This window comes from Pseudomonas sp. S2_A10 (assembly GCF_054668465.1).
The window spans coordinates 1,461,335-1,483,074 of record NZ_CP162773.1 but is presented as its reverse complement, the minus strand read 5'-3'; the positions used below and the strand labels follow the sequence as shown (position 1 = coordinate 1,483,074).

Genomic DNA, 21,740 nt, shown 5'->3' with positions numbered 1-21,740 from the left:
AGCGAGCTTTCAGCGCCTGTTAGTAGCGGTAGGCGTGCGGCTTGAACGGGCCTTCGACGGTGACGCCGATGTAGTCAGCCTGTTGCTTGGTCAGTTGGGTGACCACGCCGCCGAAGCCGCGAACCATTTCCAGGGCCACTTCTTCGTCGAGTTTCTTCGGCAGCACTTCAACGGTCAGACGCTCGGCTTTCTGCGCTGGCGACAGGTCGGCGTACTTCTGACCGAACAGGAAGATCTGTGCCAGAACCTGGTTGGCGAACGAACCATCCATGATGCGGCTCGGGTGACCGGTGGCGTTGCCCAGGTTCACCAGACGGCCTTCGGCCAGCAGGATCAGGTAATCGTCGTTCTGTGGATCGAAGCTGCCGGCACCGGTGCGGTGAACCTTGTGCACCTGTGGCTTCACTTCTTCCCATGCCCAGTTCTTGCGCATGAAAGCGGTGTCGATTTCGTTGTCGAAGTGACCAATGTTGCAGACCACGGCGCGCTTCTTCAGGGCTTTGAGCATGTTCGCGTCGCAAACATTGACGTTGCCGGTGGTGGTCACGATCAGGTCGATCTTGCCCAGCAGCGCTTTGTCGATGCTCGCTTCGGAACCGTCGTTGATACCGTCGATGAACGGCGACACCAGTTCGAAGCCGTCCATGCAGGCTTGCATGGCGCAGATCGGGTCAACTTCGGAGACTTTAACGATCATGCCTTCCTGACGCAGGGACTGGGCCGAGCCCTTGCCCACGTCACCGTAACCGATGACCAGCGCTTGCTTGCCGGACAGCAGGTGGTCGGTGCCGCGCTTGATCGCATCGTTCAGGCTGTGACGGCAGCCGTACTTGTTGTCGTTCTTGGACTTGGTCACCGAGTCGTTGACGTTGATCGCCGGGATCTTCAGCTCGCCCTTGGCCAGCATGTCCAGCAGACGGTGTACACCAGTGGTGGTTTCTTCGGTCACGCCGTGAACACGATCCAGCACTTGCGGGTATTTCTTGTGCAGCAGCTCGGTCAGGTCGCCGCCGTCGTCGAGGATCATGTTGGCGTCCCATGGCTGGCCATCCTTGAGGATGGTCTGCTCCAGGCACCACTCGTACTCTTCTTCAGTCTCGCCTTTCCAGGCGAACACCGGGATACCGGCGGCAGCGATAGCGGCAGCGGCCTGATCCTGAGTGGAGAAAATGTTGCAGGACGACCAGCGCACTTCGGCACCCAGGGCAACCAGGGTTTCGATCAGCACGGCAGTCTGAATGGTCATGTGGATGCAGCCGAGGATTTTCGCGCCCTTGAGCGGCTGTTCGGCAGCGTATTTGCGGCGCAGACCCATCAGGGCAGGCATTTCCGATTCGGCGATGATGGTTTCGCGACGGCCCCAGGCAGCCAGGGACATGTCGGCAACTTTGTAATCGGTAAAATCGGCAGGCGTGTTGACAGCGCTCATGAAGAGCCTCCATTCGTAATGTATGCGAATGGGCGCCGTTGTGCGTTTAGTGTCCGGCGTGAGCCGGTCAACGCCCCATCCGAGCCTGACAGGTCGAACCTGCTGCAGCGCCCCTCGGACAGGTGGCGGGAAAACGGTAGCCAATGAACGTTACCGTTTTTTGAAACGGGGGCGATTATAGCCGCCCGGGCTGATCTTCCAAAGGGTTTCTGTCGGCCAGATGAAGATCGCCAATGGCGACCATAGTCGCAGCTGCCTGGAGCCTGACTGAGCAGTCTGCCAAGATGGGCGCATCTTTCGGCAAGCGCTCAGGAGTGAACATGAATTTCCACACCCGCAAATGGGTTAAACCTGAAGACCTCAACCCCAACGGCACCCTGTTCGGCGGCAGCCTGCTGCGCTGGATCGATGAAGAAGCGGCGATCTACGCCATCGTGCAACTGGGCAACCAGCGCGTGGTGACCAAGTACATCTCGGAAATCAACTTCGTCAGCGCCTCGCGCCAGGGCGACATCATCGAACTGGGCATCACCGCCACCGAATTCGGCCGCACCTCGATCACCCTGACCTGCGAAGTGCGCAACAAAATCACCCGCAAGAGCATCCTCACCGTCGAGAAAATGGTGTTCGTCAATCTCGGCGAAGACGGCCTGCCGGCGCCGCACGGGCGGACCGAGATCAAATACGTGAAAGACCAGTTCAAGGATGACGAAGCCGTCAGCGAGTAATGCGAGCCCTGTAGGAGCTGCCGAAGGCTGCGATCTTTTGATCTTGTTTCTGAAAATCAAAATCAAAAGATCGCAGCCTTCGGCAGCTCCTACCCTGGATTGGCGTGCATCCAGAGATTTGCGCCGCGCCTACAGAACGTATTCCCAAGCGCAACGGTCGTAGCTACATCGCCCCCCCACCGGTTGCCACGCCATGACCACCCCCACCAGCGAAAAGACCCCCGACCTCTCGGCCAAGGAGCAGCACGAAGTCGAGAAGAGCCAGCCGCCGCGCGCGGCCGTTCTGCATGAAATCATCCGCACCCAGGGCGACCAGGAACTGGAGCGCAGCATTGCCGCGCTGTGGTGGTCGGCGCTGGCGGCAGGATTGACCATGGGCCTGTCCCTGATGGGCATGGGCCTGCTCAATTCGCGCCTGCCCGACGGAGACGAATTCAAGGTGATCGCCAGTTTCGGCTACTGCGCCGGTTTCCTCGCGGTGATCCTTGCCCGCCAGCAGCTGTTCACCGAGAACACCTTGACCGCCGTGCTGCCGGTGATGACCAAGCCGACGCTGAAGAATTTTCTGCGACTGATCCGTCTGTGGACGGTGGTACTGGTCGGCAACCTCTGCGGGACGATTCTGGTCGCCTACGTGATGCTGGAACTGCCGATTTTCGACAGCAAGACCGACGTCGCCTTCCTCGAGATCGGCCGCAAGGTCATGGAACACAGCGCCAGTCAGATGTTCGCCAAGGGCATCGTCTCCGGCTGGATGATCGCCACCATGGTCTGGATGATCCCCTCCATGGAGAGCGCGAAGATGTGGATCATCATCCTCATCACCTACTTCATGGCGCTGGGCGACTTCACCCATATCGTCGTCGGATCGGCGGAAGTGTCCTATCTGGTGTTTGCCGGCGAGTTGCCGTGGAGTGATTTCTGGGCGGTGTTCGCCGGGCCGACGCTGGCAGGAAATATCATCGGCGGCAGCTTTATCTTCGCGCTGATCAGCCATGCGCAGATTCGCAGCGAAAGCGGTGCGCCGAAGGAATCTGCGGATCAGGCTGTTAAGCCCGATCCGCAGTCGATCAAGAAATGATCAGTGGTGGGCTGGCTCAGCCACGCTCGCGGGCTCGTTGCGCGTCGCGTGCTTGACCAGTTTGCCGATGGTCAGGCCCTGCAGCAGGATCGACGACAGCACGACGATGTAGGTGATGCTCAGCAGCAGATCGCGCTCCGGGCCCAGCGGCAGCGCCAGCGCCAGTGCCACCGAAACACCGCCGCGCAAACCGCCCCAAGTGAGGATGCGGATGGTGCCGGCCGGCACTGAGCGCCAGCGCCGCAGCAGCAGGATCGCCGGCGCCACGGTAAGCAGGCGCGACAACAGAATCGCCACCGCCAGCAGACCTGCGGCGGCCATGTGCAGCCAGTTGAACGGCAGCAGCAACAACTCCATGCCGATCAGCGCAAACAGCAGCGCGTTGAGCATGTCATCGAGCAACTCCCAGAAACCGTCCAGATAACGGCGGGTCATGTCGTTCATTGCCAGATTGCGCCCGAGGTTACCGATGATCAGACCGGCCACCACCATCGCAATCGGCGCCGAGACGTGCAACTCGGTGGACATCGCCGAGCCACCGATCACCAGGGCCAGGGTCAGCATCACGGTGATCTGATGCTGCTCGACGCTTTTGATCATCCGATAGACCAGATAACCGATCAGCCCGCCGAACAACACACCGCCAATCGCCTCATGGACGAAGAGCATGGCCGTGGCGCTGACGGTCGGGGTTTCGCCCAGTTGCGCGATGCCCAGCAGCACGGTGAAGACCACCACCGCCGTGCCGTCGTTGAACAGTGATTCGCCGACGATGGTGGTTTTCAGTGGCTTCGAAGCATTGGCGGTACGCAACACGCCGAGTACCGCAATCGGGTCGGTCGGTGAGATCAGCGCGCCGAACAACAGGCAGTAGAGGAAACTCACGTGCCAGCCGAACAGGGCAAAAATGTAGAAGGCCAGGCTGCCGATCACCACGGTGGCGATCAACACGCCGAAGGTCGCCAGCAGGCCGATCGGCCAGCGGTAGCTGCGCAAGTCATTCAAGTTGACGTGCAGGGCGCCGGCGAAAAGCAGGAACGAGAGCATCCAGTTCATCAGCAGATCGCCGAAATCGATCTGGCCGATCAGTTGCTGCACGCGATCTTCGAGGCCGGGAAAGCCGAGGACGCTGAGGCCTTGCAGGAGCAATGAGAACAGCAGGGCGGTAACCATCACGCCGATGGTCGGCGGCAGGCCGATAAAGCGGAAATTGACGAAGGTCAGGAGGGTGGTGAGGCAGATGAAAGCGGCGACAAGTTCAAGCATCCGGGGTCCTTTGGATGAGGGGTGAATGGAGCGCGACCGGAGGTTGGACGCAGGGGTTTGATGGGCGAACAGCGACATGGGACACACCACAGTTCATTGTGGCGAGGGGATTTATCCCCGCTCGGCGGCGAAGCCGTCGCAATCCGGTTTATCGATTATTCCTGACAAAACCCGATTGAAGGTTTTGGGGCTGCTGCGCAGCCCAAGGGGGATAAATAGAGGTCTCAGCCAGACACATTGACCGCACTCGCCTGCCGACGTTGCAGGTAAATGAACAACAGCGCCGTCAGCACCGTCAGCACGCCGACCAGCGCCCCGGTCCACGGCAGATCCGTCAGATCCGCGCCGCTGGCAACCACCAGTCCACCGATCCAGGCACCTGCTGCGTTGCCAAGGTTGAACGCGCTCTGGTTCAGCGTCGAACCCAGATTCGGCGCTTCATGCGCCTGATCGATGATCAGCAGCTGCAGAATCGGGCACAGCGCAAAAGCGAAAATCCCCCATAGCACCAGGGTAATCGCCGCCGGAATCACCGCACGGCTGGTCTGGCTGAACGCTGCGAGAATCACCACAACTGCCAGTGCCACGCCGACCAGTGACGGCAGCAAGCGGCTATCGGCCAGACGCCCGCCGAGCATGCTGCCCGCTGTCAGGCCGACGCCGAACAACAGCAGCATCACCGTCACGCCGTGGGGGCTGACGCCAGTGATGTCTTGCAGGATCGGTGCGATATACGTGAACACGCTGAACAGGCTGGTCGAGGCCAGCACGCTCATGCCCAGCGCCAACAAGACGTTGGCCTTGCCCAGCACCTTGAATTCGCTGGCGAGATTGGCCTTGTCCATCGCGATGTGTTTGGGCAACCACAACCATTGCGCCAACGCCGCCACAATGCCAATCACCGACACCGCCCAGAAGGTCGAGCGCCAGCCAGCGTATTGGCCCAGCGCTGTGCCGAGTGGCACGCCAAGCACGTTGGCCAGGGTCAGGCCGGTGAACATCATGGCAATGGCTTGCGCGCGTTTGTTCGGCGCAACCAGGCCGGCGGCAACCACCGAGCCAATGCCGAAAAACGCGCCATGACACAGCGCCGTGACCACGCGCGCCGCCATCAGCGTCGCGTAGTTCGGCGCGAGCGCGCAGAGCACGTTGCCGAGGATGAACATCAGCGTCATGCCCAGCAGTGTTGCTTTGCGCGGCATATTGGCGGTGCCGATCGCCAGGATCGGTGCGCCGAACACCACGCCCAGGGCGTAACCGGTGATCAGCAGCCCGGCATGAGGAATGCTCACCGCCAGATCGCGGGCAACGTCGGGCAGCAGGCCCATGATGACGAATTCGGTGGTGCCGATGCCGAATGCGGCAACGGCGAGTGCAAGTAAAGCGAGGGGCATGCGCAAGGTCTCTGTCGGTAGTCTTGACGCTTTGATCAGGCATACGCGTGCCAGCGACCGTTTTCGAAGAAAGCGGAGCAGGCAGCTTTTATTGGAGTTTTTTGGTGTGCAGCTGAGTACGGCGTGGTGGGTTGCAGTATAAACAGCTGCTGACACATGGCGAATCAATAATCTGACTAATCGGTTCCGGATTCGGATGTTCACCGTAGACGCTGTCGTGAAATATCCGCCTGAAAGAACCTTTCGGCCGGGCGCTGCTCTTAGCCTGTGGGCAGGTGCTGATCGGCATGCTGGTGATGAAGTTCTGACCGCTCGCCAATTTCTCCAATCGAAAAAAGGACGACGTTATGACAGTGGCTCTGTGGTGTGTGTTGATCGCGATTTTCCTGCCGTACGTGTGCACGATCGTGGCAAAGGCCACCGGCGGTTTCCGCCTCAAGGACAATTACGATCCACGGGACTTTCTCGACAGCGTCGATGGCGTCGCCCGTCGCGCCCACGCCGCGCAACTGAACAGTTTTGAAGTAACGCCCGCGTTTGCCGCTGCGGTGATCGTTGCGCATCTGGTCGGCACTGCGGAGCTGGTGACGGTCAATGTGCTGGCCGTGCTGTTTATCACCAGCCGCCTGCTGTACATCATTTGCTACCTGGCTGACTGGGCTGCACTGCGTTCGGTGGTGTGGTTTATCGGGATGGGGCTGATTGCTTCGTTTTTCTTTGTGTCCATCTGAAAGCAGGCTCAAAAGATCGCAGCCTGCGGCAGCTCCTACAGAGGAATGCATACTCCTGTAGGAGCTGCCGAAGGCTGCGATCTTTTGCCTTTAGGGTTTGTCAGCCACCTGCGGCACTTGCGGCAGCTCTTTTCCTTTAGGCCAGAGCATCCAGATCTGCCCCTGCTGTTTCATGTCCCCGGCCAGTTGCCCGGCCGCATCGCCTGTGCCCCAGAACAGATCCGCGCGCACCTCGCCGGCAATCGCGCCGCCGGTGTCCTGCGCCGCGACCGGGCGCACCAGTGGGGTGCCATCCGGTTTGGTGGTCGACAGCCATAACAGACTGCCCAACGGAATCACCTTGCGATCCACTGCCGCGCTGTAGCCGGCGGTCAACGGCACGTTCAGCGAGCCGCGCGGGCCTTCGTTGCTGTCCGGGTTGCGGGTGAAGAACACGTAGCTCGGGTTGCTGGCCAGCAGTTGCGGAATGCGCGTGGGGTTGGCCTTGGCCCAGTTGCTGATCGCGGTCATGGTCACGTCTTCTTTCTTCAGCTCGCCTTGCTCGACGAGCCAGCGACCGATCGGTCGGTACGGGTGGCCGTTCTGATCGGCGTAGGCGATGCGCAACTGTTTGCCGTCCTCGGTCTGGATCCGGCCCGAGCCCTGGATCTGCAGAAATTGCAGATTCATCGGATCAGTCAGATAGGCGACCACTGGCGCTTTCACACCTTTGGATTCAATGGTCGCCGCGTCGTCGTAAGGCTTGAGCACGCGTCCTTCGAGGCGGCCGCGCAGGCGCTTGCCCTTCAATTCCGGGTAAATGCTGTCGAGCGAGACGATGATCATGTCTTCCGGCACGCCATACACCGGCACGTTCGCCGTTGCGGTTGGCGTCAGGCTGCCGGGGTACACCGGTTCGTAGTAGCCGGTGATCAGACCGTTGGGGTTGTCGTTCTCGGCGCGCAGGCCGTAGACATCGAGATTCTGCTTGAGGAATGCACGAATCTCGGCGGCGCTTTGCGGCACATTCACCGCCGCAGCGCAGGTCGGCCCCCAGACTGCGTCGGCTTTGAGTCGTGTGCAGGCGCTGCGCCACGAGCCGAAACCGGCGACCAGATCGCTGTCGGAGACCGCGGGCAAGGCTTCCCAGGTCGCGCTGGAATAGGTGGCCAGCGCATGGGTTTTTGGTTTGGCGCTGTCGCCGCCTGTGCAACCGGCGAGGATGGCGAGCAGTGGAAGGGTGACGATAAGCGGGTGACGCCAGGCCGTGAAGCGGCTGTTCATGGAGTGATTCCTGTGCCGGTTGGCCGAGAGCTCCATGCGCTCGACCAACCCGTATTTTTAATAGGGCTATTGGTGTTTGGCGGTGAGCCGAGGATACTGGCCGCCGATTTCCGCGACCTGAAGCCATCATGACTCTGAAACCAATTGCTGTTGTATTGCTGGCCTGTCTGACCTTGTCCGCCTGTGGCGGCGTCGACCCGAATTCGCCGCTGGGCCAGCGCAAGGCCATCTTCAAGCAGATGCTCAAGACCAGCGAAGACCTCGGCGGCATGTTGCGCGGGCGCATTGCCTTCGACGGACCGAAATTTGCCGAGGGCGCGGTCAGACTTGATGCGTTGGCCCATGAACCGTGGAAGCATTTTCCGCAGGTGCGCGAGGAAGATCACACCAGCGCCAAGGACGATGTCTGGCAGAAACAGGCGCGTTTTCAGCAACTGGCCCGCGCCCTCGAAGCGGCTACCGGTGAACTGGTGGTCGCCAGTCAGGTTCAGCCGTACAAGGCCAGCAATCTCGGACCGGCAGTGCAGAAAGTCGAGGATGCCTGCAGTGCTTGCCATAAAGAGTTTCGCGATCATTGATTCCTGAGGCTGCTGAGTACCTTGTGGCGAGGGGATTTATCCCCGATGGGCTGCGAAGCAGCCCCAAAACCATACAGCCGGGTTTTTTCAGTCGGACCCGACCAGTCGAATTTGCGACAGCTTCGCCGCCGGACGGGGATAAATCCCCTCACCACAGGGCTTGGGTTACTTATCGATCTCGTCCAGCGCTTCCTGCAGTTCCTTGCGCGACTCGGCGAGCTTTTCCTTGCGCTTGTTGATCTTCTCCGGATCGCCCTTCTTCATGGCCTTGTCGAGGTCCGCCTGACGCTGGCTCACCTCATGCTTGGCCTCAAGCACCTTGTTTTCACGTTCTTTTTTCAGCCCGGCGTCGGTGCAATGTTCGTTCACTTCACGCAGTGCGGTTTCCAGGCCTGCCTGCTGCTCCATGTTGCCGCGCGACTTGGCCTGTTCGATCTGATTGATGATGCCCTGCTTCTTGGCAGCGCAACCGGTCAGGCCCGGGCCGTCTTCTTCGGCCATGACCGGGGCGGCCATGACGCCGCAAAGAGTAAGCAGGGCGAGCGGTGCGAGAAATTTCATAAAAGCTCCATGTGCAAAGGCAATCGGGGTGGGAGGGCACTGCGCTGTTGGAGCGTCTGGCCGGCCGTTGGGTTCCCGCCGGGCGGGGATTGCAGGTTCAGAAGCCGTCGATTCCGGCGGCTTTCAGGGTGTCACTCAAAGCCAGTACCTGCGGGTCGCGAAAGAATGCGCTCAGTTGCGCCGCGCGTCCCGGGCCGATACCGGCTTCTGCCTGCCATTGTTCAGTGTCGCGTTGTGCCAGGGCCTGCCACGAATCGTCCAGTTGTGCCTGTCCGGTCGGCGGCATGCCCAGCGCTTTCAACCATCGAGCGAACGGCTGTTGCTGCGCGCCCTGAAAACTGTCGATCAGCCGTGCGCTGCTGCGCTCGCCGAGGCCGGCAATGTTAGCAAGCTCTGACGCATCGAGGGTCAGCCAATCCAGCAGGTGTTTCAGACGGCCTGTTTCCAAAAGTTTCTCCCAAGTGCCGCGACCGACATGCTGCATGGCCAGGCCCTGCTTGCCACTGAGCCAGGTCAGACGCGCGAGAAACTGGCTTTCACACCCCGGCGTCGGTTGCCAGCAGCTCAGGGCGTGGTAGTCGCCAGCATCGGGGATGTTGATGTCCGCCCGTTCGCTGGTGCGCAGCACGACACTGTCGAGGCGCGGAATGGTCAGCCCGGCCAGACTGATTGCCACCTGATCGCCGGGACGGATGTCGAGGGTTTGCCAGCGCTTGAGTGAGCTGACACTGACCCGTTTGATTTCGCGGTCATCGAGTCTGACCGGCAGCAGTTCCAGCACCGGCGTGATCCGCCCGGTGCGGCCGATCTTGAAATTGACCTTGCGCACTTCGGCCAATGCCTGGGCGAAAGGGTATTTCCAGGCGATCGCCCAATACGGCGCGCGAGCCTGCCAGCGTTCGGCGGGTGGCCGTTGGCTCTGGCGCAGCACCACGCCGTCGCTGGCAAAGGGCAGTGGCGAGCGATACCAGTGCTCGCGCCATTTTTGCGCGCCTTCGAATCGGGTGACGGGCTGGGTATAGGGCTCGGTTGTGGCGAACCCCAATGTCTGAAGTTCGGACAATCTTTCCGGCAGCCGCACAGGACCTTGCGGCCAGTCCCAGACAAACAGGCCGATCCCGGCGGCCTGTTCGGCATCGAGGGATTTGCGCCCCATCAGCCCGGCAACGGTGGCGCGGGCATTGACGCTGCCGGACTGTGATTGAACATGCGCGCTCAGGCGCCAATAGAGTTCGCCCTGTACCAGCAGATCCCGTGGCTGCCTCAAACGTTGCGGAATGGCTGCAATCCTGCGCGCGGAGGCTGTCCAGTCCTGGCCGTTGACCCCGTCACCGCGACTGATCGCCTGCTGCAATATCCCCTGGCGGTAGATCAGCGTGACAGCCACGCCGTCGACTTTGGGCTGCACCCAGACGTTCTGGCGATCGCGCAGCCAGTGGGCGACGTCTTCGACTTTGTGCAGCTTGTCCAGACCGGTGTGTGCGATGGGGTGGGTGACCGTGCCGGACGCGGTGCGCAACGGCTGCGGGGATGTGGGTTGGTTGAAACAGGCTTGCCATTCTTTCAGCCGCAGTCGGGACTGGTCATAGAGTTCGTCGCTGATCAATGAACGGCCTTCGCGGTGATAGGCGTCGTCCCATTGGTCGATCCGGTTTTGCAGGCTGGTGATTTCGCGTTGGGCTTGGGAATGATCCCAGTTCGGACAGTTGGCTTGGCTGACAAGGGTGATGAGTGCCAGCAGGAAAGCCAGCAACAGGCGCAGTGTGAAGAGCATCGTTGAGCGTCCTTGCTCGGGGGTAATATTTGAAGGGTAGGTGAGGATTCGAAATGCGTTACCGGGGGTGTTTTTCGAGGTGTTTCCGGATTCTGAATTGACGTTGCATGGGCGGGCGCCTTCGCGAGCAGGCTCGCTCCCACAGGGATCTCAACAATCTGTCAGGCATGAAAAAGCCCCACACGGCGCGAACCGTGCGGGGCTTTCTAGCAGCCAGGGAATTACAGGCCAGCGGCGGAACGCAGGGCGTCGGCGCGGTCGGTTTTTTCCCAGGTGAACGTGGTGAAGCTGTCTTCGCCAACGGTCTTGGTCTGCGGCGCACGACCGAAGTGGCCGTAGGCTGCGGTTTCCTGGTACATCGGGTGCAGCAGGTCGAGCATGGTGGTGATCGCGTATGGACGCAGGTCGAACACTTCACGCACCAGTTTGATGATCTTGTCATCGCTGATCTTGCCGGTGCCGAAGGTGTTCAGCGAGATCGAGGTAGGCTGGGCCACACCGATCGCGTAGGACACCTGGATCTCGCAACGCTCGGCCAGGCCGGCCGCAACGATGTTCTTGGCTACGTAACGGCCAGCGTAGGCAGCCGAACGGTCAACCTTCGAAGGGTCCTTGCCGGAGAACGCGCCGCCGCCGTGACGGGCCATGCCGCCGTAGCTGTCGACGATGATCTTGCGGCCGGTCAGACCGCAGTCACCTACCGGGCCGCCAATGATGAACTGGCCGGTCGGGTTGATGTGGAACTGGGTGTCCTTGCTCAGCAGTTCGGCAGGCAGTACGTGCTTGACGATCAGCTCCATCACGCCTTCGCGCAGGTCTTTGTACGACACTTCCGGGTTGTGCTGGGTCGACAGAACAACAGCGTCGATACCGACAACCTTGCCGCCTTCGTAACGGCAGGTCACTTGCGACTTGGCGTCCGGACGCAGCCACGGCAGCAGGCCCGACTTGCGTGCTTCAGCCTGACGCTGCACCAGCTGGTGCGAGAAGGTGATCGGTGCTGGCATCAAAACGTCGGTTTCGTTGCTGGCGTAACCGAACATCAGGCCCTGGTCGCCGGCGCCCTGATCTTCAGGCTTGGCGCGGTCGACACCCTGGTTGATGTCAGGGGACTGCTTGCCGATGATGTTCATCACGCCGCAGGTCGCGCCGTCGAAGCCGACTTCGGAGCTGGTGTAGCCAATGTCGCAAATCACGTCACGAACGATCTGCTCCAGGTCGACCCAGGCGCTGGTGGTCACTTCACCAGCAACGATGGCCACGCCGGTCTTGACCAGGGTTTCCACGGCCACGCGAGCGTGTTTGTCCTGGGCAATAATGGCGTCCAGCACCGCATCGGAAATCTGGTCGGCGATTTTGTCCGGATGTCCTTCAGACACGGACTCGGAGGTGAAGAGGGAGTATTCGCTCATCTCGATGTTTTCCTGAATTTACCGATGGTGAGTGTCGCCAGCCGGTCGCTGAAAGTGGCGAACCTGGATCTGGAAACCATTACGTAAGCCTACATAGAGGCTTTCCCCGGGAACGAGTCCCGCAGCGGTGGCCCAACGGGCCAGATCGTCCTGTTCAAACCCCAACCAGAGATCACCGCAGGCCTCCCTGGCCCAACTCTGGTTGTGGCTACATAACTCTGTCACGAGCAGGCTACCGCCCGGTTGCAGCAGATCGGCCATGTGCCTGAGCGCATCGGCCGGAGCGGCGAAATGGTGCAGGACCATGTTCAACACCACGCAATGGGCCTTGAGGCTTGTGCCGTTCAATGCATCGGCCAATTGCAGGCTGACGTTAGCCAGCTGTTCACGTTCACACACCTGACGCGCCAGTTCGAGCATCGCCGGGCTGTTGTCCAGCGCGGTTACGGTGCCGAAGCGACGGGCCAGTTCCGGCAGAAAAGCACCATCGCCGGGGCCGACTTCAATGGCCGTGGCTGCACCATCGAAGTTCAGTTTGTCGAGCAGGGCCAGCACGCTGTCACGGTACTGCGGCAGGCCTGCGATCAAATCCTGCTGGGCACGGAATTTTTCCGCGACCCGGGCGAAAAAGTCCCGGCTGGCGGCGGCACGCTGGCCGTGAACCTGCTCGATGCGTGCTTGCACTTCATCAGGCAGATCCAGATTGTCGACTTCTTCCAGCAATGCCGCGTGCAGCTTGCCGCCGAGCAATCCGCTGTGGGGCAGGGCGCGACGATAGAAAATCGCGTTGCCCTCACGGCGTGTCGCCACCAGATCGGCTTGCGCCAGCACCTTGAGGTGGTGGCTCATGCCCGACTGGCCGATGCCGAAAATCTGCGCCAGCTCCAGCACGCCAAACGAATCGTTGGCCAGCGCGCGCAATACATTCAGCCGCAGCGGATCGCCGCCGGCCTTGCACAGGGCCGCCAGCTCGTCGCAATCGTCATGGCGAATGGAAGGCACGCGTAAGTTCATAGGGCTGGCAGTCTAGAGACGGGGGCAAGGCACCGCAAGGCCAATATCAAAAAGTTTTGATATTGCTCGATAAATGGCACTTCTCAGCGCACGGCAGTCTCTACAAACGAATAGCGGAAAGGTTTCACCAAGCGAAACCTGTGCTATCGATTGGAAAAACGCCTGCCGATGACTATCTGTCATTGCCCCGAGGCGCATGGGTGAGGGAAAATGCCCTCCTTTTTTCCGTTTCAGTCTATTCACACCCAGGAGATCAGCGATGCCTAGCCGTCGTGAGCGTGCCAACGCCATTCGTGCCCTCAGCATGGATGCCGTGCAAAAAGCCAACAGCGGCCATCCCGGTGCCCCTATGGGTATGGCAGATATTGCCGAAGTGCTGTGGCGCGACTACCTCAAGCACAACCCGAGCAACCCGTCGTTCGCCGACCGTGACCGCTTCGTGCTGTCCAACGGCCACGGCTCGATGTTGATCTACTCGCTGCTGCACCTGACCGGCTACGACCTGTCGATCGACGACCTCAAGCAGTTCCGTCAACTGCACAGCCGCACTCCAGGCCACCCGGAATTCGGTTACACCCCGGGCGTCGAAACCACCACCGGCCCGCTGGGTCAGGGTCTGGCCAACGCCGTCGGTTTCGCTCTGGCTGAAAAAGTCATGGGCGCGCAGTTCAACCGTCCCGGCCACAACATCGTTGACCACCACACCTACGTGTTCCTCGGTGATGGCTGCATGATGGAAGGCATTTCCCACGAAGTCGCCTCCCTGGCCGGCACGCTGGGCCTGGGCAAGCTGATTGCCTTCTACGATGACAACGGCATTTCCATCGACGGTGAAGTCGAAGGCTGGTTCACCGATGACACGCCGAAGCGTTTCGAAGCCTACAACTGGCAGGTGATCCGCAACGTCGACGGCCATGATCCGGAAGAGATCAAGACCGCCATCGAAACCGCACGCAAGAGCGCTCAACCGACGCTGATCTGCTGCAAGACCACCATCGGTTTCGGTTCGCCGAACAAGCAGGGCAAGGAAGATTGCCACGGCGCCCCATTGGGTGACGCAGAAATCGCCCTGACCCGTCAGGCGCTGAACTGGAACTACGGCCCGTTCGAAATCCCGGCCGACATCTATGCCGAGTGGGATGCCAAAGAAGCTGGCCGCGCGGTCGAAGCCGAGTGGGATCAGCGTTTCGCCGCTTACTCCGCTGCATTCCCGACTGAAGCCAACGAGCTGATTCGTCGTCTGAGCGGCGAACTGCCGGCCGACTTCTCGGAAAAAGCCTCGGCTTACATCGCCGAAGTCGCCGCCAAGGGCGAAACCATCGCCAGCCGCAAAGCCAGCCAGAACACCCTCAACGCTTTCGGCCCGCTGCTGCCGGAAATGCTCGGCGGTTCGGCTGACCTCGCCGGCTCCAACCTGACCCTGTGGAAAGGCTGCAAAGGCGTCAGCGCTGAAGACGCCAGCGGCAACTACATGTACTACGGCGTGCGCGAGTTCGGCATGACCGCGATCATGAACGGCGTCGCCCTGCACGGCGGTCTGGTGCCTTACGGCGCGACCTTCCTGATGTTCATGGAATACGCACGCAACGCCGTACGTATGTCGGCTTTGATGAAGAAGCGCGTGATTCACGTGTACACCCACGACTCCATCGGTCTGGGCGAGGACGGCCCGACGCACCAGCCAATCGAGCAATTGACCAGCCTGCGCAGCACGCCGAACCTCGATACCTGGCGTCCAGCCGATGCCGTGGAATCGGCAGTGGCCTGGAAAAACGCGCTGGAGCGCAAGGACGGCCCGTCGGCGCTGATCTTCTCCCGGCAGAACCTGCAGCACCAGGAACGCGACGCTGGCCAGATTGCCAACATCAGCCGTGGTGGTTATGTGCTCAAGGACTGCGCAGGCGAGCCTGAGCTGATCCTGATCGCCACCGGTTCGGAAGTCGGTCTGGCCGTACAGGCCTTCGACAAACTGACCGAGCAGGGCCGCAAGGTTCGCGTGGTTTCGATGCCTTGCACCAGCGCGTTCGATGCTCAGGACGCGGAGTACAAGCAGTCGGTTCTGCCGTTGCAGGTCAGCGCGCGTATTGCCATCGAAGCGGCCCACGCCGATTTCTGGTTCAAGTACGTGGGTCTGGAAGGTCGTGTGATCGGCATGACCACCTACGGTGAGTCGGCGCCGGCTTCGGCATTGTTCGAAGAGTTCGGCTTCACCCTGGAAAACATCCTCGGTCAGGCTGAAGAGCTGCTGGAAGACTAAGCAGTACGAATGCGGTGGCCCTGGCCGCCGCGTTCCCCTGTAGGAGCTGCCGAAGGCTGCGATCTTTTGATCTTGATCTTAAAAACAAGATCAAAAGATCGCAGCCTCGTTTCACTCGTCAGCTCCTACATGGGGTTGTGTTGTTAGCGAATCTATCGAGAACCCCATGCCTCAACCGCGTCCCTACAAAGTTGCACTCAACGGCTACGGCCGCATTGGTCGTTGCGTCTTGCGGGCGTTGTTCGAGCGCGGCGCGAAGGCCGGGTTTGAAATTGTCGCGATCAACGATCTGGCCGACATGGCCAGCATCGAATACCTGACACGCTTCGACTCCACCCACGGCCGCTTTCCCGGCGAAGTGCGGGTTGAAGGCGATTGTCTGCATATCAATGGCGACTGCGTGAAGGTCCTGCGCAGTGCCACCCCCGAAGGCATCGATTGGGCGTCGCTGGGCGTCGATCTGGTGCTTGAGTGCTCCGGCGCTTACCACACCCGTGCCGATGGCCAGCGTTTTCTCGACGCCGGCGCACCGCGCGTGCTGTTTTCGCAGCCGATGGCCAGCGAAGCGGATGTCGACGCCACCATCGTCTACGGCGTCAATCAGGACTGCCTGACCGGCGACGAACTGCTGGTGTCCAATGCCTCCTGCACGACAAATTGCGGCGTGCCGCTGCTGCGCCTGCTCGATCAGGCGATCGGCCTCGATTACGTGTCGATCACCACGATTCACTCGGCGATGAACGATCAGCCAGTGATCGACGCCTATCACCACGAAGACCTGCGCCGCACGCGTTCGGCGTTCCAGTCGGTGATCCCGGTGTCCACTGGTCTGGCGCGCGGTATCGAGCGCCTGCTGCCGGAACTTGCCGGGCGAATTCAGGCCAAAGCCGTGCGCGTGCCGACAGTCAACGTGTCCTGCCTCGACATCACGATGCAGACCGCCACGGCGACTGACGCCAATGAGGTCAACCGGATCCTGCGCGAAGCCGCCACCAGTGGCCCGCTCAAAGGCCTTCTGGCCTATACCGAGTTGCCGCACGCCAGCTGTGATTTCAACCATGACCCACATTCGGCCATCGTCGATGCCAGCCAGACCCGAGTTTCCGGCCCCAAACTGGTGAACATCCTGGCCTGGTTCGACAACGAATGGGGTTTTGCCAACCGAATGCTGGACGTAGCAGACCACTATCTGCAAACAGCAACTTCAAAAAAACCGTAGGAAGTGCGACCCATGACCGTGTTGAAGATGTCCGACCTCGATCTGCAAGGTAAGCGCGTATTGATCCGCGAAGACCTCAACGTCCCCGTCAAGGACGGTGTTGTCACCAGCGACGCGCGCATCCTGGCTTCGCTGCCGACCATCAAGCTGGCCCTGGAAAAAGGCGCGGCGGTGATGGTCTGCTCGCACCTGGGCCGTCCGACCGAAGGCGAGTTCTCCGCCGAAAACAGCCTGAAACCTGTCGCCGACTACCTGAGCAAAGCGCTGGGCCGCGAAGTGCCGCTGGTGGCTGACTACCTCGGTGGCGTGGAGGTCAAGGCTGGCGACATCGTGCTGTTCGAAAACGTACGCTTCAACAAGGGCGAGAAGAAGAACGCCGACGACCTGGCCCAGCAATACGCAGCCCTGTGCGATGTGTTCGTGATGGATGCTTTCGGTACTGCTCACCGCGCCGAGGGTTCGACCCATGGTGTAGCCAAGTTCGCCAAAGTCGCTGCCGCCGGCCCGTTGCTGGCCGCTGAGCTGGATGCACTGGGCAAAGCCCTCGGCGCGCCGGCCAAGCCAATGGCAGCCATCGTTGCCGGCTCCAAGGTGTCGACCAAACTCGACGTGCTCAACAGCCTGAGCCAGATCTGCGATCAACTGATCGTCGGCGGCGGCATCGCCAACACCTTCCTCGCGGCGGCTGGTCACCCGGTCGGCAAGTCGCTGTACGAACCGGACCTGCTCGACACCGCGCGTGAAATCGCTGCCAAAGTCAGCGTACCGTTGCCGGTTGACGTTGTGGTCGCCAAGGAATTTGCCGAAAGCGCTGAAGCGACCGTCAAGCTGATCGCTGACGTGGCGGCTGACGACATGATTCTCGACATCGGTCCGCAAACTGCAGCCAATTTCGCCGAGCTGCTGAAATCGTCGAAAACCATTCTGTGGAACGGCCCGGTTGGCGTGTTCGAGTTCGATCAGTTCGGCAACGGCACCAAAGTGCTGGCCCAGGCTATCGCCGAAAGCTCGGCATTCTCCATCGCGGGCGGTGGCGACACCCTGGCGGCGATCGATAAATATGGCGTGGCTGAGCAGATCTCCTACATTTCCACCGGTGGTGGCGCGTTCCTCGAATTCGTCGAGGGCAAGGTGCTGCCTGCCGTTGAAGTCCTGGAAAGCCGGGCCAAGGCCTGAGGCCGCCCGTTTGGCCAGGCAAAGGAGTGTTCACATGGTCAAGTCGTTAGCGCTGTTGTTGCTGACCGGTACGCTGGCGGCCTGCGGGAGCACCCCGAAGGCTGACGCGACGCCAGCACCGAGCGAGCCGCAGAAGGGCTGTTATCAGGCCGACTGGCAGGCCGAAACCAACCCGGTGCTGAACAAGCGCTCGGGCCCGGACGGCCTGGACAAATACGAGACGCAAACCCCGGTCAAGGAACATGGTTGTCCTTGACGGGTCTGACTCTTTAACTCAGGGCTGGCGGCATGCGTCGTCAGTCGAGGAACACGGATGAAAGGCTTGATCGCCATTGCGGCGTTGGCATTGTTGGGTGGTTGCGCGCAGTTGAACCTGTTTCAGTCGTCGGCCCCGGCAGACAACTGGACGACCTGGACCTGCGACAGTCAGGCCAAGGTGTTGTGGCGTTACGCCGATGTCGGACAGAAGGAAGTCGACGTTCGCCTCGGCGGCGGTGATCAGGTCTATCGTCTGAAAGAAGAGCCGGGCGCCTCGGGCACGCTGTACAGCGACGGCATGCTGGCGTTTCACGTCAAGGGTGACGAAGGCCTGGTGTACTGGGTCGCCACCAATGACCTGATTGGCCGTGGTTGCAAGGCGCAGTAATTGACACACCACAGTTCTACTGTGGGAGCGAGCCTGCTCGCGAAAGCGGCCTGGCAGGCACTGCATCAGCGACTGCAAGATTGCTTTCGCGAGCAGGCTCGCTCCCACAGGGGATCTGTGTAGTTCTTGGAATTTGCTTTACCGAATCACCAGGTCGGGCCTCAACCCCCGATCTGCATTAACTTGAATAGCCGCCGCCGCTTCGGCAGGCTGGCACGATCAACGACCCTCAACCGGGAGAGACACACACAATGGCACTTATCAGCATGCGCCAGATGCTGGACCACGCAGCCGAGTTCGGCTACGGCGTTCCAGCCTTCAACGTCAACAACCTTGAGCAGATGCGCGCCATCATGGAAGCCGCTGACAAGACTGACTCCCCGGTGATCGTCCAGGCTTCGGCCGGCGCCCGCAAATACGCCGGCGCACCGTTCCTGCGTCACTTGATCCTGGCCGCGATCGAAGAATTCCCGCACATCCCGGTGTGCATGCACCAGGACCATGGCACCAGCCCTGACGTTTGCCAGCGCTCGATTCAACTGGGCTTCAGCTCGGTAATGATGGACGGCTCGCTGGGCGAAGACGGCAAGACCCCGACCGACTACGACTACAACGTCCGCGTTACCCAACAAACCGTGGCCATGGCTCACGCCTGCGGCGTTTCGGTAGAGGGCGAGCTGGGTTGCCTGGGTTCGCTGGAAACCGGTATGGCCGGTGAAGAAGACGGCATCGGCGCTGAAGGCGTTCTGGATCACAGCCAGATGCTGACCGACCCGGAAGAAGCCGCTGACTTCGTCAAGCGCACCCAGGTCGATGCCCTGGCCATCGCCATCGGCACCAGCCACGGTGCCTACAAGTTCACCAAGCCACCAACCGGCGACGTGCTGGCGATCGACCGCATCAAGGAAATCCACAAGCGCATCCCGAACACCCACTTGGTGATGCACGGTTCGTCCTCCGTGCCACAAGAGTGGCTGGCGATCATCAACCAGTACGGCGGCGACATCAAAGAAACCTACGGCGTCCCGGTTGAAGAGATCGTCGAAGGCATCAAGCACGGCGTGCGCAAGGTCAACATCGACACCGACCTGCGCCTGGCCTCCACTGGCGCCATGCGTCGCCTGATGGCCACCAACCCGAGCGAATTCGACCCACGTAAATTCTTCGGCGCCACCGTGACCGCAATGCGCGATGTATGTATCGCTCGTTATGAAGCGTTCGGTACTGCCGGTAATGCCTCGAAGATCAAACCGATCTCGCTGGAAGCGATGTACCAGCGTTATCTGAAGGGTGAGTTGAACGCCAAGGTTAACTGAGCCTGAGCGTTGAGCTGATTAAAAAGAAACCCGCCGAGAGGCGGGTTTTTTTGTGGTGGAAGCGTTGTGACAAGACATCGGCATCCTTTTGCTTGAAATGTCACCTAAAGGGGACTTTACTGGTAATAATCTATTTAAAGTCCGATATGGGTGACATTTTGCTTCTCGATAATCCAGCAACGTTTGCCCAGCGTATTCGCCAATTGCGCAAAGCCAAGGGCTACAGTCAAGCGCTGCTTGCGCATAGGGCTCATTGCAGCCGCAAAACCATCATCGATCTAGAAGCAGGCGAAAACGTCGCTTTTTATACGGTGTTTAGAGTTATTGCCGCGTTAGGCATGGCGTTGGAGATTGTCGATAACCGAATCGATCTCAAATCACTCGCCGAATTGGTAGAGCATGATGAGTAAGGTGAAACGACTGAATGTCATGACGCCTCAGGGCCATTCCGGCGAGTTGTCCAAAGGTTCGCAGTTTTCATTCGCTTACCAGTCAGCGTCGCCACTCAAGGAAGTTTCCCTGGTCATGCCCTATGACCCGACACCGTCGGTGAGCAGCGTATTGCAGCCCATCTTCGATATGAATGTGCCTGAGGGATATCTGGCCGACCAAATCAAGCGGCGCATGGCCAAGCATATGCAAGTGGATGAAATGCGCCTGTTGTCCGTCATTGGCGGTAATCAGATCGGTCGCCCCACGTATGAGAATCCGGTAGAACCTTCAGGCTCTGTTCGTGCGCAGGTCGGCCTGCAGGAGATCCTGTCGGCGGACACCTCTCAGCATGTTTTCGGTTTTTTGGTCGAAACCTACTTCGAATCGGGGATTTCAGGTGTTCAGCCCAAGGTTCTGGTGCCCGATCTGGACAAACTGACTGGTAGCCGAAAAACAGTGATCAGCTCCGACCTTATCGTCAAATCAGGAGCGGAAGAGTATGAGCACCTGGCTCAAAACGAGTTTCTGTGTCTGGAAGCAGCGCGGCTGGCTGGACTGTACACGCCGCCTTTCTGGCTTTCCGATAACGGTGAGCTGTTTGTCATGGAGCGTTTTGATCTGACAGCGTCTGATCGCCTTGGCTTTGAAGACATGGCGGTGCTGCTGGGGTTAAACAAGGATCCCCACGACAACTATAAATATTCGCAGAGCTACGAAACCCTTGCTGCAGTGATCCGTCAGGTATGCAGGCATGCCGACCCGATACGAGAACTGGAACGATTTTTTTCATCCGTCTGTCTTTCGGTCATGGTGCGTAACGGCGATGCGCATTTGAAAAACTTCGGGGTGACCTACACGCACCCCGCGGCCTCTGAAACGGTGCAGTTGGCGCCGGTATACGATGTCACGACGACAACCGTATACGAGAACTACAACCCCAGGACCGGGCGATCGCTGGTTGACCGTACTCTCGCCATCAAGATGAACAAGGCCAAAGCTTATCCGGATCGTCAGCAGTTGATTGAGTTTGGTCGTAAACACTGCGCTGTGGATAAGCCAGCACTGATCGTCGACCGGATAGCCGAGGCAATGAGTCAGGCGCTTTTGATTCACCGACCACGGATAGACGTTGAGTTGTTTGCAAGGATGCAACGCGAATGGGACATCGGGCGCATGGTTGCGTTGAATGACTCGGTCGGTTCGGGTTTGAAGCGTCATCCTTTATCAAGCGGTAGAAAGGAAAAGGCTGATAAATGATAAGCGGTGTACCGCTACGGTGACATTTGCTACTCAAAGTCGCGTATACGCGACATTTCGCCAAGGCAGCGGCCCGCATTTGGAGGTGGCGCAGTCCGCAGCCCACCCCTGAAGCCCTTGCAGGAGTGAGCCTGCTCGCGATAGCGGAGTTTCAGACACATGAATATTGAATGACACACCGTTATCGCGAGCAGGCCCACTCCTAC

20 protein-coding genes and 1 riboswitch are annotated in these 21,740 nt (G+C 60.1%); of the genes, 12 read left to right on the top strand and 8 right to left on the bottom strand.

All coding sequences use genetic code 11. From position 1 onward, the window contains the following. Positions 1 to 19 precede the first annotated feature (19 nt). Positions 20 to 1,429 (bottom strand): adenosylhomocysteinase, encoded by a 1,410-nt coding sequence (gene ahcY, locus AB4N41_RS06825; RefSeq protein ID WP_016772771.1) that lies wholly within the window; start codon positions 1,427 to 1,429, stop codon positions 20 to 22. A 23-nt stretch (positions 1,430 to 1,452) separates the two neighbouring features. After that, positions 1,453 to 1,551, bottom strand: a riboswitch (S-adenosyl-L-homocysteine riboswitch). Between the two features lie 198 nt (positions 1,552 to 1,749). On the opposite strand from ahcY, the gene AB4N41_RS06820 reads away from it, so the two are divergent. Further along, positions 1,750 to 2,157: an acyl-CoA thioesterase gene (locus AB4N41_RS06820; RefSeq protein ID WP_071173389.1), complete on the top strand. Its 408-nt coding sequence runs from the start codon at positions 1,750 to 1,752 to the stop codon at positions 2,155 to 2,157. Positions 2,158 to 2,350: 193 nt separating this feature from the next. Then, entirely contained in the window at positions 2,351 to 3,238 is an 888-nt protein-coding gene (locus tag AB4N41_RS06815; RefSeq protein ID WP_041476959.1) for a formate/nitrite transporter family protein, read from the top strand. Here AB4N41_RS06815 and AB4N41_RS06810 read toward each other — a convergent pair whose 3' ends face one another. After that, the gene (locus tag AB4N41_RS06810) at positions 3,239 to 4,504 is read right to left on the bottom strand and encodes a cation:proton antiporter (RefSeq protein WP_024014630.1); all 1,266 of its coding nucleotides are present in this window, start codon (positions 4,502 to 4,504) and stop codon (positions 3,239 to 3,241) included. Positions 4,505 to 4,728: 224 nt separating this feature from the next. Continuing rightward, entirely contained in the window at positions 4,729 to 5,898 is a 1,170-nt protein-coding gene (locus tag AB4N41_RS06805) for an MFS transporter (RefSeq protein WP_252877038.1), read from the bottom strand. Positions 5,899 to 6,245: 347 nt separating this feature from the next. On the opposite strand from AB4N41_RS06805, the gene AB4N41_RS06800 reads away from it, so the two are divergent. Next, the gene (locus AB4N41_RS06800) at positions 6,246 to 6,629 is read left to right on the top strand and encodes an MAPEG family protein (protein ID WP_024014628.1); all 384 of its coding nucleotides are present in this window, start codon (positions 6,246 to 6,248) and stop codon (positions 6,627 to 6,629) included. A gap of 90 nt (positions 6,630 to 6,719) precedes the next feature. On the opposite strand, the gene mltA is transcribed toward AB4N41_RS06800, so the two are convergent. Beyond that, positions 6,720 to 7,892: a murein transglycosylase A gene (mltA, locus tag AB4N41_RS06795; protein ID WP_252868409.1), complete on the bottom strand. Its 1,173-nt coding sequence runs from the start codon at positions 7,890 to 7,892 to the stop codon at positions 6,720 to 6,722. A gap of 128 nt (positions 7,893 to 8,020) precedes the next feature. Here mltA and AB4N41_RS06790 point away from each other — a divergent pair, with 128 nt between their 5' ends. After that, positions 8,021 to 8,470 (top strand): c-type cytochrome, encoded by a 450-nt coding sequence (locus tag AB4N41_RS06790; RefSeq protein WP_095181353.1) that lies wholly within the window; start codon positions 8,021 to 8,023, stop codon positions 8,468 to 8,470. Positions 8,471 to 8,635: 165 nt separating this feature from the next. Here the strand turns inward: AB4N41_RS06790 and AB4N41_RS06785 are convergent, their stop codons facing one another. The 4 genes from AB4N41_RS06785 to AB4N41_RS06770 all read right to left on the bottom strand — a co-directional run bounded on the left by AB4N41_RS06785 (position 8,636) and on the right by AB4N41_RS06770 (position 13,231). Further along, positions 8,636 to 9,031, bottom strand: a complete 396-nt coding sequence (locus AB4N41_RS06785) for a DUF1090 domain-containing protein (RefSeq protein WP_016772779.1) — start codon at positions 9,029 to 9,031, stop codon at positions 8,636 to 8,638. 97 nt (positions 9,032 to 9,128) lie between these two features. Further along, positions 9,129 to 10,805, bottom strand: coding sequence for an NAD-dependent DNA ligase LigB (ligB, locus tag AB4N41_RS06780; RefSeq protein ID WP_460138369.1), 1,677 nt, complete (start codon positions 10,803 to 10,805; stop codon positions 9,129 to 9,131). A 221-nt stretch (positions 10,806 to 11,026) separates the two neighbouring features. Beyond that, positions 11,027 to 12,217 carry a methionine adenosyltransferase gene (gene metK / locus AB4N41_RS06775; protein WP_024014624.1) on the bottom strand — a complete coding sequence of 397 codons (1,191 nt, stop codon included), beginning with the start codon at positions 12,215 to 12,217 and terminating at the stop codon, positions 11,027 to 11,029. 18 nt (positions 12,218 to 12,235) lie between these two features. Beyond that, a complete protein-coding gene (locus AB4N41_RS06770) occupies positions 12,236 to 13,231 on the bottom strand; it encodes an ArsR/SmtB family transcription factor (RefSeq protein WP_217849546.1) in 996 nt (331 codons plus the stop codon). A gap of 259 nt (positions 13,232 to 13,490) precedes the next feature. On the opposite strand from AB4N41_RS06770, the gene tkt reads away from it, so the two are divergent. The 8 genes from tkt to AB4N41_RS06730 all read left to right on the top strand — a co-directional run bounded on the left by tkt (position 13,491) and on the right by AB4N41_RS06730 (position 21,534). Further along, positions 13,491 to 15,488, top strand: a complete 1,998-nt coding sequence (gene tkt / locus AB4N41_RS06765) for a transketolase (RefSeq protein WP_150636886.1) — start codon at positions 13,491 to 13,493, stop codon at positions 15,486 to 15,488. Positions 15,489 to 15,654: 166 nt separating this feature from the next. After that, on the top strand, positions 15,655 to 16,707 hold the full coding sequence (gene epd, locus AB4N41_RS06760) for an erythrose-4-phosphate dehydrogenase (RefSeq protein WP_042606605.1): 1,053 nt from the start codon (positions 15,655 to 15,657) through the stop codon (positions 16,705 to 16,707). A 12-nt stretch (positions 16,708 to 16,719) separates the two neighbouring features. Further along, entirely contained in the window at positions 16,720 to 17,883 is a 1,164-nt protein-coding gene (locus AB4N41_RS06755) for a phosphoglycerate kinase (protein ID WP_016772785.1), read from the top strand. A 34-nt stretch (positions 17,884 to 17,917) separates the two neighbouring features. Continuing rightward, positions 17,918 to 18,139: a hypothetical protein gene (locus AB4N41_RS06750; RefSeq protein WP_016772786.1), complete on the top strand. Its 222-nt coding sequence runs from the start codon at positions 17,918 to 17,920 to the stop codon at positions 18,137 to 18,139. Positions 18,140 to 18,196: 57 nt separating this feature from the next. Continuing rightward, positions 18,197 to 18,529 (top strand): MliC family protein, encoded by a 333-nt coding sequence (locus AB4N41_RS06745; protein ID WP_460138368.1) that lies wholly within the window; start codon positions 18,197 to 18,199, stop codon positions 18,527 to 18,529. A gap of 251 nt (positions 18,530 to 18,780) precedes the next feature. Next, the gene (gene fba, locus AB4N41_RS06740) at positions 18,781 to 19,845 is read left to right on the top strand and encodes a class II fructose-bisphosphate aldolase (protein WP_008081027.1); all 1,065 of its coding nucleotides are present in this window, start codon (positions 18,781 to 18,783) and stop codon (positions 19,843 to 19,845) included. Positions 19,846 to 19,991: 146 nt separating this feature from the next. Next, positions 19,992 to 20,255: a helix-turn-helix transcriptional regulator gene (locus AB4N41_RS06735; RefSeq protein WP_024014619.1), complete on the top strand. Its 264-nt coding sequence runs from the start codon at positions 19,992 to 19,994 to the stop codon at positions 20,253 to 20,255. After that, positions 20,248 to 21,534, top strand: coding sequence for a type II toxin-antitoxin system HipA family toxin (locus tag AB4N41_RS06730; protein ID WP_252877035.1), 1,287 nt, complete (start codon positions 20,248 to 20,250; stop codon positions 21,532 to 21,534). The genes AB4N41_RS06735 and AB4N41_RS06730 overlap by 8 nt, the downstream gene beginning before the upstream one ends. Positions 21,535 to 21,740: the final 206 nt, after the last annotated feature.

Excerpts from the sequence above, each read along its gene's own strand:
- AB4N41_RS06790 (WP_095181353.1), top strand. The coding sequence starts at position 8,021 with ATGACTCTGAAACCAATTGCTGTTGTATTGCTGGCCTGTCTGACCTTG.
- fba (WP_008081027.1), top strand. The coding sequence starts at position 18,781 with ATGGCACTTATCAGCATGCGCCAGATGCTGGACCACGCAGCCGAGTTC.
- AB4N41_RS06730 (WP_252877035.1), top strand. The coding sequence starts at position 20,248 with ATGAGTAAGGTGAAACGACTGAATGTCATGACGCCTCAGGGCCATTCC.
- AB4N41_RS06810 (WP_024014630.1), bottom strand. The coding sequence starts at position 4,504 with ATGCTTGAACTTGTCGCCGCTTTCATCTGCCTCACCACCCTCCTGACC.
- AB4N41_RS06755 (WP_016772785.1), top strand. The coding sequence starts at position 16,720 with ATGACCGTGTTGAAGATGTCCGACCTCGATCTGCAAGGTAAGCGCGTA.
- AB4N41_RS06750 (WP_016772786.1), top strand. The coding sequence starts at position 17,918 with ATGGTCAAGTCGTTAGCGCTGTTGTTGCTGACCGGTACGCTGGCGGCC.
- ahcY (WP_016772771.1), bottom strand. The coding sequence starts at position 1,429 with ATGAGCGCTGTCAACACGCCTGCCGATTTTACCGATTACAAAGTTGCC.
- ligB (WP_460138369.1), bottom strand. The coding sequence starts at position 10,805 with ATGCTCTTCACACTGCGCCTGTTGCTGGCTTTCCTGCTGGCACTCATC.
- AB4N41_RS06770 (WP_217849546.1), bottom strand. The coding sequence starts at position 13,231 with ATGAACTTACGCGTGCCTTCCATTCGCCATGACGATTGCGACGAGCTG.
- epd (WP_042606605.1), top strand. The coding sequence starts at position 15,655 with ATGCCTCAACCGCGTCCCTACAAAGTTGCACTCAACGGCTACGGCCGC.
- AB4N41_RS06785 (WP_016772779.1), bottom strand. The coding sequence starts at position 9,031 with ATGAAATTTCTCGCACCGCTCGCCCTGCTTACTCTTTGCGGCGTCATG.
- AB4N41_RS06805 (WP_252877038.1), bottom strand. The coding sequence starts at position 5,898 with ATGCCCCTCGCTTTACTTGCACTCGCCGTTGCCGCATTCGGCATCGGC.
- metK (WP_024014624.1), bottom strand. The coding sequence starts at position 12,217 with ATGAGCGAATACTCCCTCTTCACCTCCGAGTCCGTGTCTGAAGGACAT.
- AB4N41_RS06815 (WP_041476959.1), top strand. The coding sequence starts at position 2,351 with ATGACCACCCCCACCAGCGAAAAGACCCCCGACCTCTCGGCCAAGGAG.
- tkt (WP_150636886.1), top strand. The coding sequence starts at position 13,491 with ATGCCTAGCCGTCGTGAGCGTGCCAACGCCATTCGTGCCCTCAGCATG.
- AB4N41_RS06735 (WP_024014619.1), top strand. The coding sequence starts at position 19,992 with ATGGGTGACATTTTGCTTCTCGATAATCCAGCAACGTTTGCCCAGCGT.
- AB4N41_RS06820 (WP_071173389.1), top strand. The coding sequence starts at position 1,750 with ATGAATTTCCACACCCGCAAATGGGTTAAACCTGAAGACCTCAACCCC.
- AB4N41_RS06745 (WP_460138368.1), top strand. The coding sequence starts at position 18,197 with ATGAAAGGCTTGATCGCCATTGCGGCGTTGGCATTGTTGGGTGGTTGC.
- mltA (WP_252868409.1), bottom strand. The coding sequence starts at position 7,892 with ATGAACAGCCGCTTCACGGCCTGGCGTCACCCGCTTATCGTCACCCTT.
- AB4N41_RS06800 (WP_024014628.1), top strand. The coding sequence starts at position 6,246 with ATGACAGTGGCTCTGTGGTGTGTGTTGATCGCGATTTTCCTGCCGTAC.